This is a genomic window from Pseudomonas sp. VEM90 (genome assembly GCF_054611535.1).
The window spans coordinates 169,308-183,433 of record NZ_JBTRAR010000004.1 but is presented as its reverse complement, the minus strand read 5'-3'; the positions used below and the strand labels follow the sequence as shown (position 1 = coordinate 183,433).

Below are 14,126 nucleotides of genomic sequence, written 5' to 3'. Positions count from 1 at the left end.
CCCTGAGATAGCCGTCTTCCATGTTTGGTTCCAACGACGACAAAAAAGCGCCGGCCGAGGCTGGTGAGAAGAAAGGCCTGTTCAGCTGGTTTCGCAAGAAGCCGCAGCCACCTGTGGGAGCGGACGTACCCGCGAATGCCCCCCCCGCTGTCGAGCAGTCTGCAGCCGCTCCGGTCGAGGGTTCTACCGCCGAAACGCCACAGGCCCCCGAACCCGCCCAGGCCCCTGCGGCCCCACAGCTGACCGAGCCGCAGCCGGTCGCTGCACCCGCCCGGCCCCCGGTAGTCGAGGCCCCCGCCCCTGAACCGGTAGCGTCCCAGCCGTTGCAGGCCCCTGAGCCCGAGCCGGTCGCATCCCGGCCACTGGTGGCACCTGCACCGCAGCCGGTCGCGTCCATGCCCTTGCAGGCGGCCCCTGTCGAGTCCGCCTCTGTCGAGGCCGCAGCGCCGGTCAGCAACCTGGTGTTGCCGGTTGCCGAAGAGCCCGTCGCCCTGGTACCGGACCTGGAGCCAAAAGCACCGCCGGCAATCCCGGAGCGCGCGGTGCCAGCCCCCGTGGCCTCTGTTGCTGCACCCGTCGAACAGGCCAAGCCCGGCTTCTTCGCGCGCCTCAAGCAAGGCCTGTCCAAGACCAGTGCCAGCATCGGCGAGGGCATGGCCAGCCTGTTCCTCGGCAAGAAAGTCATCGACGACGACCTGCTCGACGAAATCGAGACGCGCCTGCTGACCGCCGACGTGGGTGTGGAGGCTACCTCGGCCATCGTCCAGAACCTGACCCAGAAGGTTGCGCGCAAGCAGTTGGCCGATGCCGATGCCCTGTACAAATCGTTGCAGGAAGAACTGGCTGCGCTGCTGCGCCCGGTCGAGCAGCCGCTGAGTGTACAGGCCCAGAACAAGCCTTATGTGATCCTCGTGGTTGGCGTCAACGGTGCCGGCAAGACCACCACCATCGGCAAACTGGCGAAAAAGCTGCAACTGGAAGGCAAGAAGGTCATGCTGGCTGCCGGTGATACCTTCCGTGCAGCAGCGGTCGAGCAGTTGCAGGTGTGGGGCGAGCGTAACCAGATTCCGGTGATCGCCCAGCATACCGGCGCCGACTCAGCTTCGGTGATCTTCGATGCCGTGCAGGCCGCCAAGGCCCGTGGCGTCGACGTGCTGATCGCTGACACTGCCGGCCGCCTGCACACCAAGGACAACCTGATGGAAGAGCTGAAGAAGGTCCGCCGGGTCATCGGCAAGCTCGACGTTGAGGCACCGCACGAGGTGCTGCTGGTGCTTGACGCCGGCACCGGCCAGAACGCCATCAGTCAGGCCAAGTACTTCAACCAGAGCGTCGAGCTGACCGGCCTGGCCCTGACCAAGCTGGACGGCACTGCCAAGGGCGGGGTGATCTTCGCCCTGGCCAAGCAGTTCAACATCCCGATCCGTTTCATCGGTGTCGGTGAAGGCATCGACGACCTGCGTACCTTCGAAGCCGAGCCGTTCGTCAAGGCTCTGTTCGCCGAGCGAGATTGACCATGATCCGATTCGAGCAGGTTGCCAAGCGCTATCCCAACGGTCATGTGGGTTTGCATGAGCTGAGTTTCCGGGCGCGCCGGGGCGAATTCCTGTTCGTCACCGGCCACTCGGGCGCTGGCAAGAGCACCTTGCTGCGCCTGTTGCTGGCCATGGAGCGCCCGACCAGCGGCAAGCTGATGCTGGCAGGGCAGGACCTGGGCCAGATCAGCAATGCGCAAATCCCGTTCCTGCGCCGGCAGATCGGCGTGGTGTTCCAGAACCACCAGCTGTTGTTCGACCGCACGGTATTCAACAACATTGCCTTGCCGCTGCAGATTCTCGGCCTGTCCAAGCTCGAGATCGCCAAGCGCGTGGACTCGGCCCTGGAGCGTGTATCGCTGTCCGACAAAGGCGAGCTGTTCCCGGCCGACCTGTCCACCGGGCAGCAGCAGCGGGTGGGTATCGCCCGCGCCATCGTTCACCAGCCGGCGCTGCTGCTGGCCGACGAGCCCACCGGTAACCTCGACCCGCGCCTGGCTGCAGAGATCATGGGCGTGTTCGAGGACATCAACCGCCTGGGCACGACGGTATTGATCGCCAGCCACGACCTGGCACTGATCGCGCGCATGCGCCACCGCATGCTGACCTTGCAACGCGGCCGCTTGATCGGAGATGGGGAGGCCGGGCAATGAACACTACACGTACGCCGAAGGTTTCAGAGCGGGTCGCACCGAAACCGGCCGATCCGCAACCTGCGAAGAAAAAACGCGGTGAAGACGATGATGGCCCGGACTTCCGCACCCTGCTGCATGCCTGGCTGGAAAGCCACCGTGCCAGCTTGGCCGACAGCCTGCGCCGCCTGGGCAAGCAGCCGATCGGCAGTTTCTTCACCTGCCTGGTGATGGCAGTGGCGTTGAGCATGCCGATGGGCCTGTCCTTGTTGCTGAAGAACGTCGAGCAGCTTGGCGGTTCGTGGCAGCGCGCTGCGCAGATTTCGCTGTACCTCAAGCTTGATGCCGGCAGCCGCGATGGCGAAGCGCTGCGCGACGAGATCAAGGGCATGCCTGGGGTGGCGGACGCCCAGTATGTCAGCCGCGAGCAGGCGCTGGAGGAGTTCCAGCAGCAGTCCGGGCTGGGCGAGGCCCTGCGCGAACTGCCAGACAACCCACTGCCGGGTGTGGTGGTGGTAACCCCGACCGAGGTCGACAAGCCGGCCCTGGAAGCCTTGCGTCAGCGCCTGTCGGAGTTGCCGCGGGTGGACGTGGCGCAACTGGACCTGGTCTGGGTCGAGCGCCTGGCAGCCATCCTCAAGTTGGGTGACCGCTTCGTCTTCGGACTGGCCGTGATGCTGATTTCTGCCCTGCTGTTAGTAATCGGTAACACAATTCGTCTACACATTGAAAACCGCCGAATCGAGATCGAAGTGATCAAGCTGGTCGGCGGCACCGACGCCTACGTGCGCCGGCCTTTCCTGTACATGGGCGCCCTGTATGGCCTGGGCGCAGGCCTGCTGGCGTGGGGCATCCTGGCGTTTGGCCTGAACTGGCTGAACGAGGCGGTGGTAGGGCTTTCCGGGCTGTATGGCAGTGACTTCGCCCTGGGCGGCGTCCCGGCTTCCGATGGTCTGTCGCTCTTGATCGGAGCCGTGCTGTTGGGGTATATCGGTGCATGGATTGCAGTCGCCCGCCACTTGAACGAGCTGGCGCCGCGATAGTTTTTACCTGCCAGCATTGACATTTTCTTCACTACGGAACTTGTACCGTCGTTCCGGGTCAATGTTGGCAGCGCCCACAAGGTGCGAGTTTTGTAAGTCGGAGGTTCTTGAATGACCACATCGTTGCAACCTGCCTATGCCCTGGTACCCGGTGCAAACCTGGAAGCCTATGTGCACACGGTCAACAGCATCCCGCTGCTGACGGTCGAGCAGGAGCGTGATCTGGGCGAGCGTCTCTATTATGAGCAGGATGTCGAGGCCGCTCGTCAGATGGTGATGGCCCACCTGCGTTTTGTTGTACATATCGCCCGTAGCTATGCCGGCTACGGGTTGGCACAGGCTGACCTGATCCAGGAAGGCAACGTCGGCCTGATGAAAGCCGTCAAGCGCTTCAACCCGGAAATGGGCGTGCGTCTGGTGTCGTTCGCCGTGCACTGGATCAAGGCAGAGATCCACGAGTTCATTCTGCGCAACTGGCGCATCGTGAAGGTGGCTACCACCAAGGCTCAGCGCAAGCTGTTCTTCAACCTGCGTAGCCAGAAGAAGCGTCTGGCGTGGCTGAACAACGACGAAGTGCATCGCGTGGCGGAAAGCCTTGGCGTCGAGCCGCGTGAAGTGCGCGAGATGGAAAGCCGCCTCAGTGGCCAGGACATGGCCTTTGACCCGGCAGCGGAAGCTGACGACGACAGCGCCTTCCAGTCGCCTGCGCATTACCTGGAAGACCACCGTTACGATCCGGCGGTGCAGCTGGAGGATGCCGACTGGAGTGACAACTCCACCAGCAACCTGCACGAAGCGCTGCAGGGCCTGGACGAGCGTAGCCGCGACATTCTCTACCAGCGTTGGCTGGCGGAAGAGAAGGCCACGCTGCATGAACTGGCAGACAAGTACAGCGTATCGGCGGAGCGTATTCGCCAACTGGAGAAGAATGCGATGAACAAGGTCAAGGCCCTGATCGCTGCCTGATCGAGTCTGGGTTGTAAAGAAAAGCCGCTGACCCGAATGGGGTGAGCGGCTTTTTTGTTTGTGCTGGTTTTGCTGGCCTCTTCGCGGGTAAACCCGCTCCTACAGGAGATGCGGTTGCCCGTAGGCGCGGGTTTGCCCGCGAGGAGGCCGGGGATGCGGTTGTCCGTAGGCGCGGGTTTGCCCGCGAGGAGGCCGGGGATGCGGTTGCCCGTAGGCGCGGGTTTGCCCGCGAGGAGGCCGGGGGTGCGGTTGCCCGTAGGAGCGGGTTTACCCGCGAAAGGGCCGGGCCTGCATTCAAAGCTTTCTGGATGAGTCCAGCTGCATCAAGTAGCTGGGCCCGCCCAACTGGCTCATCTGCCGGCGAATCCAGCTGGCCCGGCTGGCCACATACGCACTCGGCCGGCTGGCGCTCCACTTGATCGGGCTAGGCAGCACCGCAGCCAGCTGCGCTGCCTGCTGACGGCTGAGCCGGCTGGCGTCGACACCAAAGTGATAACGCGCCGCCGCCTGGGCACCAAACACGCCCTTGCCCCACTCAGCGCTGTTCAAATAGACCTCGAGAATCCTTTCCTTCGACCAGAACAGCTCGATCAGTGCAGTGAACCAGGCCTCCAGTCCCTTGCGAAACCAGCTGCGGCCTGACCACAGGAAGAGATTCTTGGCCACTTGTTGGGTCAGGGTGCTGGCGCCGCGAATATTACCGCCGCGCTCGTTGTGCGCCAGGGCCGCCTGAATGGCCGGGATGTCGAAACCCCAGTGGCTGGCGAACTTCTGGTCCTCGCCAGCAATGACCGCAACCTTGAGCTGATCGGAGATGTTCTCCCATGGCTCCCAGTCGCGCTGCAGGTCGATCGGTTCACCACTCACCCAAGACTGTACCTTGCGCTCGACCATCAGCGCCGTGCCGGGCGGTGGGATCCAGCGGAACACCAGCACCAGTACGATGCTGCCGGCAACGAACCAGAGCAGGGCACGGGAGAGGCGACGGATAAGCGTTGACAGCATGTCGATGGCTTGGCCCTAAGGGTGGAAGGGGCCATTATACAGACCCGATACAAGGAGTCGTCCCATGCTTCGCAGCTTCCTGATGCTTGCCGCCTTTTTTGGCTTTACCGGGGTCGCCCTGGGCGCCTTCGCCGCTCATGGCCTGAAAAACCGGCTGACGGCTGACTACCTGGCGATCTTCCATACTGGCGTGACTTACCAACTGGTCCATGCCTTGGCGATCTTCGGCGTTGCGGTGCTCTCTGCGCACCTGCCCGGGCGCCTGGTGGGGTGGGCCGGCGGCCTGTTTGCGTTGGGCATCCTGCTGTTCTCCGGCAGCCTGTACCTACTGACCCTCAGTGGCCTCGGCAAGCTTGGCATCATCACCCCGATTGGTGGCTTGTGCTTCCTCGGCGGCTGGTTGTGCCTGGGCCTGGCAGCCTGGCGGCTGGGCTGACCGAGTGGTCCACAATCACGACTAATGGCGCGCACCGCCCTTGGGTTGCAGGGCGGTTCGGCGCTAGAATGCTGGCCCCAAAGAACAATGGTGGCCGTGCGCATGCGCATTAAATTGAACGGTGAACCTTACGAACTGCCTGCCGGCGAAAGCGTTGCAGCCCTGCTGGCGCGCCTGGAGCTGACCGGGCGCCGTGTTGCAGTGGAACTGAACCTGGATATCGTGCCGCGCAGCCAGCACGACAGTACGCTGCTGAATGACGGTGACCAGGTCGAAGTGGTCCACGCCATCGGTGGCGGCTGACAGCAGCCCGGCGGTTCACAAGCAAGCCCTGCAACCTTTTCCCGAGGAACAACGATGAGCAACGTTCGTAGCGACAAGCCCTTCACCCTGGCCGGGCGTACTTTCCAGTCGCGCCTGCTGGTCGGTACCGGCAAGTACCGTGACATGGAAGAAACCCGCCTGGCCACCGAGGCCTCGGGTGCCGAAATCGTCACTGTCGCTGTGCGCCGCACCAACCTTGGCCAGAACGCGGGCGAGCCGAACCTGCTCGATGTGCTGTCGCCTGACAAGTACACCATCCTGCCGAACACTGCAGGCTGCTTTGATGCAGTGGAAGCGGTACGCACTTGCCGTCTGGCGCGCGAACTGCTCGATGGGCGCAAATCGCACGAGTCCCGCACGCTGGTGAAGCTGGAAGTGCTGGCTGACCAGAAAACCCTGTTCCCCAACGTGATCGAAACCCTCAAGGCTGCCGAAGTGCTGGTCAAGGAAGGTTTCGACGTCATGGTCTACACCAGCGATGATCCGATCATCGCCCGTCAGCTGGCCGAAGTCGGCTGCATCGCAGTCATGCCGCTGGCTGGCCTGATTGGCACCGGCCTGGGTATTTGCAACCCTTACAACCTGCAGATCATCCTGGAAGAATCCAAGGTGCCGGTGCTGGTCGATGCCGGTGTGGGTACCGCATCCGACGCCACCATCGCCATGGAAATGGGCTGTGAGGCGGTGCTGATGAACTCGGCCATCGCCCATGCCCAGCAGCCAGTGCTGATGGCCGAGGCCATGAAGCACGCCATTGTCGCGGGTCGCATGGCCTATCTGGCCGGTCGTATGCCGAAGAAACTCTATGCCAGCGCCTCTTCGCCGCTGGATGGTCTGATCAAGTAAGAGCAACTGATGACTGAATCGCACGATACGCCGATCACCCCCGACGGCGAAGCCCGCCCACACCGCCGCATCAAGAGCTTCGTGATGCGTGCCGGGCGCATGACCGAAGGCCAGCAACGCGGCCTTGACCAAGGCGGCCCGCTGTACATCCTGCCACTGGCTGACAGCCCGGTGGACTACGACCAGGTGTTCGGCCGCTCGGCCCCGCGCACCTTGGAGATCGGCTTCGGCATGGGCCATTCCCTGCTGGAAATGGCCGCTGCCGCACCGGAGCAGGACTTCATCGGTGTGGAAGTGCACCGCCCGGGTGTTGGCGCGCTGCTCAATGGCGTGCTGACCCAGGGACTGAAAAACCTGCGGGTGTATGACTGTGATGCCATCGAAGTGCTGAACCGCTGCGTGGCGGATAACAGCCTCGATCGGTTGATGCTGTTCTTCCCAGACCCTTGGCACAAGGCGCGTCATCACAAGCGCCGCATCGTCCAGCTGGAGTTCGCCGAGCTGGTACGTCGCAAGCTCAAGCCCGGTGGCGTGTTCCACATGGCCACCGACTGGGAGCCGTATGCCGAGTACATGCTGGAAGTGATGAGCGCTGCCCCGGGCTATCGCAACCGTGCGGCAGACGGCACCTATGTGCCGCGCCCCGAAGAGCGCCCGATCACCAAGTTCGAACGCCGCGGTGAGCGGTTGGGGCATGGGGTGTGGGACTTGAAGTTCGAGAAGGTGGATTGAGCGGCTGATACGGCTTTTCGATGTGCTGATGCCTGCAGGAATGCAGGCGAAAATAACCGCCTTGAGAGGGCGGTTTTTTTTCGGTAATACACAACATCTCAGGGCATGCCCGCGAAGAAACCAACGCGGTGGATGGCACCGGCTTTGCCGGTGTTCGCGGGCGGCTGCGACGGTGAGCGGCGGGTGGAGATTGGCCAGCAGGGCCGGCCCATTCGCGGGTGAACCCGCTCCTACAGCGGTCTGTGTCCAACCCCGAGATGTGTCCACCACCAGTCTGTGTAGGAGCGGGTTTACCCGCGAATACGGTGGCGGCGGCAACGGTGAACGGCGGGGAAATTGGCCAGCAGGGCCGGCCCTTTCGCGGGTAAACCCGCTCCTACAGTGGGCTGTGTCCAACCACCGATGTGTGTCCACCACCAATCTGTGTAGGAGCGGGTTTACCCGCGAATACGGTGGCGGCGGCAACGGTGAATGGCGGGTGGAAATTGGCCAGCAGGGCCGGCCCTTTCGCGGGTAAACCCGCTCCTACAGTGGGCTGTGTCCAACCACCGATGTGTGTCCACCACCCATCTGTGTAGGAGCGGGTTTACCCGCGAATACGGTGGCGGCAGCAACAGTGAATGGCGGGTGGAAATTGGCCAGCAGGGCCGGCCTCTTCGCGGGTAAACCCGCTCCTACAGGCGGCCGTGCAGGTCTTTCAAATGTTGAGCAAGACAGTTGACCCAGGGGCCATTGGCTCAGCCGCGGCGATCCGCCACCACGCCAATCAACACCAGCACCACCAGCAACACCGGCGCCAGCGCATAGTTGTTGAACTGGCTCAGCCCCTTCACCACCCACGGCGTGGCATAGATCAGCGCAGCACCGCTGCCGATCATCACCATCAGCGCCATGAACGGCACGCGCAGGGCGCCGGCGAGGCCGCCCAGGCGTTGCTCTGCCCAGGCTTTGACATCGGTGCCGAACAGCACCAGCAAGCAGCCTACCAAGGCCAGTGAAATCTCCGACAGGTTGCTGCGGCTCCAGCGGGAAACCGTCGCGAGCAGATCAAGTACCAGATCCATGGGTCATCCTCAGGTCAAGAAATACTGCAGCAGGTCATTGAGGAACAGTTGGCCCCTTGCGGTGGCCACCAGTCGATCCGGTTCGACCTGCAAAAGGCCCTTTTGTTCGGCGGCGCGGCGTGCCTCATGCAGCTGTGCCAGTGGCAAGCCGGTGCGTTGGGTGAACAAGTCGGCTTCCACGCCATCGGTCAGGCGCAGGGCGTTCATCAGGAACTCGAACGGCAGTTCTTCGACTGGCAGCAGCTTCTCGCCGGCCTTGAACGGTTTGGCCAGGTTCAGGTAGTCCTTGGGCAGGCGAGTCTTCCAGGTGCGCAGGATGCGCCCGTCGGCGAAGGTGAGCTTGCCGTGGGCGCCGGCGCCAATGCCGATGAAGTCGCCGAAGCGCCAGTAGTTGAGGTTGTGCCGGGCGGCGCGGCCTGACTGGGCGTAGGCCGATACCTCGTACTGGCGATAGCCGTGCGCGGCCATCAGCGTTTGGCCGGCTTCCTGAATATCCCAGAGGATATCGTCTTCCGGCAGCTCTGGCGGCTGGTTCCAGAACACCGTGTTCGGTTCCACGGTCAGCTGATACCACGACAGATGTGTCGGCCCCAGGTCGATGGCCTGGCGCAGGTCAGCCAGCGCGTCGTCCAGCGACTGGTCGGGCAGGCCGTGCATCAGGTCCATGTTGAAATTGTCGAAACCGGCCGCGCGCGCCATGCCAGCGGCCCGAACCGCTTCGTCGCCATTGTGGATGCGACCAAGTGCTTCCAGCTTGGCTGGCTGGAAGCTCTGCACACCGATCGACAGGCGGTTGATGCCCGTCTGCCGGTAGGCCTTGAACTTGTCCTGCTCAAAGGTGCCTGGGTTGGCTTCCAGGGTAATCTCGATGTCTGGCGCGAACGCAATACGTTGCTCTACGCCCCGCAGCAGCCGGCCGAGGGCGTTGGCACTGAACAGGCTTGGCGTACCGCCACCGAAGAAGATCGAGCTGATCGGGCGGCCTTGTACGGCAGCCAGTTCCTGGTCGAGGTCGTCGAGCAGGGCTGTGACATAGGCATCTTCCGGTAGCTCAGGCCCGGCAGCGTGGGAGTTGAAGTCGCAATAAGGGCATTTGCGTACGCACCACGGAATGTGGATGTAAAGCGCCAGCGGCGGCAAGCTGGTAAAGCCCGCCGCGCCGGAGGGCGACAGCATTTCGATCATGCCAGGCCCAGACGTTGGCGCAGCAGGGCCATGGCACGGGCGCGGTGGCTGAGCTGGTTCTTGTCTGCGGGGGTCAGATCGGCGCTGGAGCAGTTGCGCTCCGGTACCCAGAACAGCGGGTCGTAGCCAAAGCCCTGCTCACCGCTGGCCTCGAACAGGATGCGCCCTTGCCACAGGCCTTCGCACAGGATCGGCAACGGGTCGTCGGCGTGACGTACCAGTGCCAGAACGCAGACGAACTGTGCACCGCGCTCAGCTTCAGGCACGTCTTTCAAGGCTTCGAGCAGCTTGGCGTTGTTTGCCGCGTCACCCTGGCCATCGGCATAGCGCGCCGAGTAGATGCCCGGCGCGCCACCGAGGAAATCCACCGCCAGGCCGGAGTCATCGGCCAGGGCCGGCAGGCCGGAAATGCGGGCGGCGTTGCGCGCCTTGAGGATGGCGTTCTCGACGAACGACAGGCCGGTTTCTTCCGGCTCGACCTGGCTGAACTCACCAATCGAGCGCAGTTGCACGGATTGGCCGAGCATGGCCTGGAGTTCCTTGAGTTTGCCGGCGTTGTGGCTGGCCAATACGAGTTGCTGGAAATTCATCATTCGCCTGGGAACACTTCCTGGTTGAAGCGGAGAGAGTTGCTGATGCCGCCGGTTTCGATGTTCAGGTCGAAGGTGACGGTTTCTGGCTGGTCGATCTTGAACTGGGCGATGTAGTACACCGCGCCCTGTTCGGTAATCTGCTTGAACGACAGCGGGCTGCTGCGCCCGGTCAGGTCCTTGATCGTGCCGCTGACCACCGCTGTGGCCGGTTTGCTGGCCTTGAGTACGGTAATGTTGAGCACGCCCTGGTTCTTGCTGCGAACCAGGCCGGTGGCCGCGGCCACTTCGGGCGTGAGCATGCTCGACGTGAATGCGCTGTAGTGCACCGTCACGTCGCCAAATACCTCCTTGCGCTCGGGGCGTGCGGCATCGGCAGCCAATACTGGCAGGGCCAGGCACAGGCTGATCAGGAACAGGGCTAGGCGACGCATGGGGCGATTCCTCCGGTGGGCGTCAGACCGCGAGCCGCTGCTCTTGCAGGCCCGAACTGCTGACGCGGTAGATGCCGATCTCACCTAGAAGATTAGGCCATAGCCGGCCGCCCCACCCATTGCGGTGCAAGTGGTCGACCGCCAGGCGGTCGAGTACCTTGGCTCGGCGTTCGTGCACAAGTTCTTCGAAGTCGGCGAAGGTGCAGAAATGGATGTTCGGCGTGTTGTACCAGGTATAAGGCATGAAGTCCGATACCGGCATGCGGCCTTTGGTCGCCAGGTACCAGCGGCAACGCCAGTGACCGAAGTTGGGGAAGGTGATGATGCACTGACGGCCCACCCGCAGCATTTCGTCGAGGATGCGGTCAGGGTATTCCACGGCCTGCAGGGCTTGGGTCATGATCACCACGTCGAAGCTGTCGCTGGCAAAGTTGCCCAGGCCTTTGTCCAGGTCTTGTTCGATGACGTTGACGCCTTTGGCCACGCAGGCGGCGATGTTGTCGGCGTCGATTTCCAGGCCATAGCCGGTGACCTGCTTGCGGTCACGCAGCGAGGCCAGCAGTTCGCCGCTACCGCAGCCCAGGTCGAGTACCCGGCTGCCGGCGGGGATCCAGTCGTGGATGATTTCCAGATCGGCTCTCATGCTGTCCTCAGATGGCAATGCGGTTCATGTAGTTCGAGAAACCCTGCATGTAGCGAGGTGTGGGGATCAGGAAGGCATCGTGCCCGTAGGGCGAATCGATCTCCAGGTAACAGACGTTCTTGCGCGCGGCCATCAGCGCGTTGACGATCTCACGTGAACGGGCCGGAGAGAAGCGCCAGTCGGTGGTGAACGACATGATGCAGTAGTCCGCCGTGACGTGGGCCAGGGTGGCTGCCAGGTCACCACCGTGCGTGGCGGCCGGGTCGAAATAGTCCAGTGCCTTGGTCATCAGCAGGTAGGTATTGGCATCGAAACGGCCGGAAAACTCCTCGCCCTGATAGCGCAGGTAGCTTTCGACCTGAAACTCGACGCTGTGGAAGTCGTAGTTGAGCTTGTCGCTTTTCAGCTCACGGCCGAATTTTTCACCCATCGAGTCGTCGGACAGATAGGTAATGTGCCCGACCATGCGTGCCAGCATCAGGCCCCGTTTGGGGATCACGCCCTGGTCCTGGAACGAACCGCCATGGAACTCCGGGTCGGTGAGAATGGCCTGGCGCGCCACCTCGTTGAAGGCGATGTTCTGTGCCGACAGCTTGGGCGCCGAGGCAATGTCGACGCAATGGCGCACACGCTCGGGGTAGCTGATGGTCCATTGCAGCGCCTGCATGCCGCCAAGGCTGCCGCCGACGACAGCGGCCCATTGCTGGATGCCCAGGCGCTCGCCCAGGCGCACCTGGCTGTGTACCCAGTCCTCTACGGTCAGTACGGGGAAATCGGCGCCATACGGTTTGCCGGTGGCAGGGTTGATGCTGCTGGGGCCGGTGCTGCCGTTGCAGCCGCCGAGGTTGTTCAGGCTGACCACGAAGAAGCGGTTGGTATCGATCGGCTTGCCGGGGCCGATGCAGCTGTCCCACCAGCCCGGCTTGCGGTCGGTGGCGGCATGGTAGCCAGCGGCATGGTGGTGGCCGGACAGGGCATGGCAGATCAGCACGGCATTGCTCGCGCTGGCGTTCAGGGTGCCATAGGTCTCGTAGACCAGTTCGTAACTGGCCAGTGAGCGGCCACAGGCCAGTGCCAGCGGTTCATCGAACCGGGCGGTTTGCGGTACTACCAGACCGACGGAATCTTCGGGAAAGACAGTTGACATCGACCCTGCTCACGCTTGACGGAGGCGTAAGTCTAAAGAGCGCTACCCCCAGCGGCAAGCAAAGGCTTGCGACTGGGGGCAAGCTGGCTCTGGCGAGCCTCAGATCATTCGCCACAGCTCTTGAGGCATGCCGGCGTAGGCAGCCAGCGGGGGCATGACAAACGACTGGATTACCTGGATCGCCAGGAAGGCGAAGATCGGCGAGATGTCCATGCCGCCCAGATTTGGTACCAGGCGGCGGAATGGCGCCAGCACTGGCTCGCTGATCTGGTAGGCCAGTTCGGCCGCCGGGTTGTGGCTGTTGGGTGCAACCCAGGACACGATCACCATGACGATCATCGCCACCCAGAAAATCTTCAGGAACAGCGAGGTGATGCCGATGATCGCCCACATCAGCAGGTGCAGGACGTCACCGAAGGTACCGTAGGTGACCATCAGCACGAGGCCCATCAGCAGGGCTTGGATAACCACCGCCAGCAGCAGCGACGAGGTGTCCAGCCCGCCAACGCTGGGGATGATCCGGCGGATCGGCTTGAGCAGTGGTTGGGTGGCACGAACTGCGAACTGGCACAGCGGGTTGTAGAAGTTGGCCTTGACCAACTGCAGTACGAAGCGAAGCAGGACGATTACCAGGTAAAGGCTTACCAGGGTTTGCACCACGAAAATCGCGGCGCCTGACAGTGCATTCATCTAAAGCTCCTTATTTGCCCAGTTGTTCGGCCAGCTCGGCGGAGCGCGTGGCTGCAGCCTGCAGCGCCTGCTCGACGATGGCTTCGAAGCCGCTGGCCTGGAACGACTTGATTGCCGCTTCCGTGGTGCCGGCGGGCGAGGTGACGCGGCGGCGCAGTTCGGCGGCATCGACATCGCTTGCAACCGCCATGCGCGCGGCGCCCAGGGCCGTCTGCAAGGTCAGTTGGGAGGCGGTTTCGCGTGGCAGGCCGAGTTTTTCGCCGGCCGCAGTCATGGCCTCGATCAGCAGGAAGAAGTACGCCGGGCCACTGCCGGACACAGCAGTCACGGCGTCCAGTTGCTGTTCCTGCTCCAGCCACAGGGCGGTGCCCACGGCCGACAGCAGTTGTTCGGCCTGCTGACGCTGTTCGCCGGACACTTCAGCGGTGGCGTACAGGCCGCTCACGCCTTGGCGCAGCAATGCCGGGGTGTTGGGCATGCAGCGCACTACCGGGCGAGCGCCCACCCAGCTTTGCAGGCTGGCGCACGTGATACCGGCGGCGATGGAAACGATCAGCTGGCCATCCTGCAGGTTGGGTTGCAACGCCTGACAGACGGTTTTCATGACTTGTGGCTTGACCGCCAGCACGATGACGTCGGCGCCATCGACGGCCTGGGCGTTGTCCTCGAACGCTTCAATGCCGTGCTCGGCCTGGATGCGACTGCGGGTCTCGGCGCCCGGGTCGCTGGCGCGGATCTGCGAGGCGTCCAGGCCCTGGGCACGCAGACCACCGATCAGGCTGGCGGCCATGTTGCCGGCGCCGATAAAGGCAATACGTGTCTTGCTCATGTCAGGTCCTTGTGGGAAAGAGTGA

Annotated in this window: 16 protein-coding genes and 1 pseudogene; 8 read left to right on the top strand and 9 right to left on the bottom strand. The window is 63.1% G+C overall.

Annotation, left to right across the window (positions count from 1 at the left end):
- Positions 1 to 20 precede the first annotated feature (20 nt).
- The 4 genes from ftsY (at position 21) to rpoH (ending at position 4,176) form a co-directional block, all read left to right on the top strand.
- Entirely contained in the window at positions 21 to 1,514 is a 1,494-nt protein-coding gene (ftsY, locus tag ACYCCG_RS06440; RefSeq protein ID WP_459669790.1) for a signal recognition particle-docking protein FtsY, read from the top strand.
- Positions 1,515 to 1,516: 2 nt separating this feature from the next.
- Positions 1,517 to 2,188, top strand: a complete 672-nt coding sequence (gene ftsE / locus ACYCCG_RS06435; protein ID WP_176684769.1) for a cell division ATP-binding protein FtsE — start codon at positions 1,517 to 1,519, stop codon at positions 2,186 to 2,188.
- The gene (gene ftsX / locus ACYCCG_RS06430) at positions 2,185 to 3,210 is read left to right on the top strand and encodes a permease-like cell division protein FtsX (protein ID WP_021783657.1); all 1,026 of its coding nucleotides are present in this window, start codon (positions 2,185 to 2,187) and stop codon (positions 3,208 to 3,210) included. Before ftsE ends, ftsX begins: the two co-directional genes overlap by 4 nt.
- A 111-nt stretch (positions 3,211 to 3,321) precedes the next feature.
- Entirely contained in the window at positions 3,322 to 4,176 is an 855-nt protein-coding gene (gene rpoH / locus ACYCCG_RS06425) for an RNA polymerase sigma factor RpoH (protein WP_003249083.1), read from the top strand.
- 294 nt (positions 4,177 to 4,470) lie between these two features.
- On the opposite strand, the pseudogene mtgA reads toward rpoH, so the two are convergent.
- Positions 4,471 to 5,216, bottom strand: a pseudogene (gene mtgA, locus ACYCCG_RS06420) (monofunctional biosynthetic peptidoglycan transglycosylase).
- Between the two features lie 29 nt (positions 5,217 to 5,245).
- Here mtgA and ACYCCG_RS06415 point away from each other — a divergent pair.
- From ACYCCG_RS06415 to trmB, 4 genes are all read left to right on the top strand, one after another.
- The gene (locus tag ACYCCG_RS06415; RefSeq protein ID WP_176684771.1) at positions 5,246 to 5,617 is read left to right on the top strand and encodes a DUF423 domain-containing protein; all 372 of its coding nucleotides are present in this window, start codon (positions 5,246 to 5,248) and stop codon (positions 5,615 to 5,617) included.
- Between the two features lie 102 nt (positions 5,618 to 5,719).
- Positions 5,720 to 5,920 (top strand): sulfur carrier protein ThiS, encoded by a 201-nt coding sequence (gene thiS / locus ACYCCG_RS06410; RefSeq protein WP_003249090.1) that lies wholly within the window; start codon positions 5,720 to 5,722, stop codon positions 5,918 to 5,920.
- Positions 5,921 to 5,974: 54 nt separating this feature from the next.
- Positions 5,975 to 6,787, top strand: coding sequence for a thiazole synthase (locus ACYCCG_RS06405; RefSeq protein WP_003249091.1), 813 nt, complete (start codon positions 5,975 to 5,977; stop codon positions 6,785 to 6,787).
- Between the two features lie 9 nt (positions 6,788 to 6,796).
- Positions 6,797 to 7,519, top strand: a complete 723-nt coding sequence (trmB, locus tag ACYCCG_RS06400; protein WP_004575478.1) for a tRNA (guanosine(46)-N7)-methyltransferase TrmB — start codon at positions 6,797 to 6,799, stop codon at positions 7,517 to 7,519.
- A 737-nt stretch (positions 7,520 to 8,256) separates the two neighbouring features.
- Here trmB and ACYCCG_RS06395 read toward each other — a convergent pair.
- From ACYCCG_RS06395 to proC, 8 genes are all read right to left on the bottom strand, one after another.
- Positions 8,257 to 8,583, bottom strand: coding sequence for a DUF3392 domain-containing protein (locus ACYCCG_RS06395; RefSeq protein ID WP_003249095.1), 327 nt, complete (start codon positions 8,581 to 8,583; stop codon positions 8,257 to 8,259).
- A 9-nt stretch (positions 8,584 to 8,592) separates the two neighbouring features.
- Positions 8,593 to 9,768 carry a radical SAM family heme chaperone HemW gene (gene hemW, locus ACYCCG_RS06390; RefSeq protein ID WP_339443747.1) on the bottom strand — a complete coding sequence of 392 codons (1,176 nt, stop codon included), beginning with the start codon at positions 9,766 to 9,768 and terminating at the stop codon, positions 8,593 to 8,595.
- Positions 9,765 to 10,361 carry an RdgB/HAM1 family non-canonical purine NTP pyrophosphatase gene (gene rdgB / locus ACYCCG_RS06385; RefSeq protein WP_209969392.1) on the bottom strand — a complete coding sequence of 199 codons (597 nt, stop codon included), beginning with the start codon at positions 10,359 to 10,361 and terminating at the stop codon, positions 9,765 to 9,767. The genes hemW and rdgB overlap by 4 nt, the downstream gene beginning before the upstream one ends.
- Complete coding sequence (locus ACYCCG_RS06380; RefSeq protein ID WP_021783663.1) at positions 10,358 to 10,792, bottom strand: DUF4426 domain-containing protein; 435 nt, start codon at positions 10,790 to 10,792, stop codon at positions 10,358 to 10,360. The genes rdgB and ACYCCG_RS06380 overlap by 4 nt, the downstream gene beginning before the upstream one ends.
- A 22-nt stretch (positions 10,793 to 10,814) precedes the next feature.
- Complete coding sequence (metW, locus tag ACYCCG_RS06375) at positions 10,815 to 11,435, bottom strand: methionine biosynthesis protein MetW (RefSeq protein ID WP_209969395.1); 621 nt, start codon at positions 11,433 to 11,435, stop codon at positions 10,815 to 10,817.
- 7 nt (positions 11,436 to 11,442) lie between these two features.
- Positions 11,443 to 12,582 (bottom strand): homoserine O-succinyltransferase MetX, encoded by a 1,140-nt coding sequence (gene metX, locus ACYCCG_RS06370; protein ID WP_209969400.1) that lies wholly within the window; start codon positions 12,580 to 12,582, stop codon positions 11,443 to 11,445.
- 99 nt (positions 12,583 to 12,681) lie between these two features.
- The gene (locus ACYCCG_RS06365; RefSeq protein ID WP_339443749.1) at positions 12,682 to 13,272 is read right to left on the bottom strand and encodes a YggT family protein; all 591 of its coding nucleotides are present in this window, start codon (positions 13,270 to 13,272) and stop codon (positions 12,682 to 12,684) included.
- A gap of 10 nt (positions 13,273 to 13,282) precedes the next feature.
- Entirely contained in the window at positions 13,283 to 14,101 is an 819-nt protein-coding gene (gene proC / locus ACYCCG_RS06360) for a pyrroline-5-carboxylate reductase (RefSeq protein ID WP_459669783.1), read from the bottom strand.
- Positions 14,102 to 14,126 lie beyond the last annotated feature (25 nt).

Coding starts and splice junctions, on each gene's coding strand:
- ftsE (WP_176684769.1), top strand. CDS start 1,517: ATGATCCGATTCGAGCAGGTTGCCAAGCGCTATCCCAACGGTCATGTG.
- ftsX (WP_021783657.1), top strand. CDS start 2,185: ATGAACACTACACGTACGCCGAAGGTTTCAGAGCGGGTCGCACCGAAA.
- ACYCCG_RS06395 (WP_003249095.1), bottom strand. CDS start 8,583: ATGGATCTGGTACTTGATCTGCTCGCGACGGTTTCCCGCTGGAGCCGC.
- proC (WP_459669783.1), bottom strand. CDS start 14,101: ATGAGCAAGACACGTATTGCCTTTATCGGCGCCGGCAACATGGCCGCC.
- thiS (WP_003249090.1), top strand. CDS start 5,720: ATGCGCATTAAATTGAACGGTGAACCTTACGAACTGCCTGCCGGCGAA.
- ftsY (WP_459669790.1), top strand. CDS start 21: ATGTTTGGTTCCAACGACGACAAAAAAGCGCCGGCCGAGGCTGGTGAG.
- ACYCCG_RS06365 (WP_339443749.1), bottom strand. CDS start 13,272: ATGAATGCACTGTCAGGCGCCGCGATTTTCGTGGTGCAAACCCTGGTA.
- ACYCCG_RS06415 (WP_176684771.1), top strand. CDS start 5,246: ATGCTTCGCAGCTTCCTGATGCTTGCCGCCTTTTTTGGCTTTACCGGG.
- rdgB (WP_209969392.1), bottom strand. CDS start 10,361: ATGATGAATTTCCAGCAACTCGTATTGGCCAGCCACAACGCCGGCAAA.
- metW (WP_209969395.1), bottom strand. CDS start 11,435: ATGAGAGCCGATCTGGAAATCATCCACGACTGGATCCCCGCCGGCAGC.
- ACYCCG_RS06380 (WP_021783663.1), bottom strand. CDS start 10,792: ATGCGTCGCCTAGCCCTGTTCCTGATCAGCCTGTGCCTGGCCCTGCCA.
- hemW (WP_339443747.1), bottom strand. CDS start 9,768: ATGATCGAAATGCTGTCGCCCTCCGGCGCGGCGGGCTTTACCAGCTTG.
- rpoH (WP_003249083.1), top strand. CDS start 3,322: ATGACCACATCGTTGCAACCTGCCTATGCCCTGGTACCCGGTGCAAAC.
- metX (WP_209969400.1), bottom strand. CDS start 12,582: ATGTCAACTGTCTTTCCCGAAGATTCCGTCGGTCTGGTAGTACCGCAA.
- trmB (WP_004575478.1), top strand. CDS start 6,797: ATGACTGAATCGCACGATACGCCGATCACCCCCGACGGCGAAGCCCGC.
- ACYCCG_RS06405 (WP_003249091.1), top strand. CDS start 5,975: ATGAGCAACGTTCGTAGCGACAAGCCCTTCACCCTGGCCGGGCGTACT.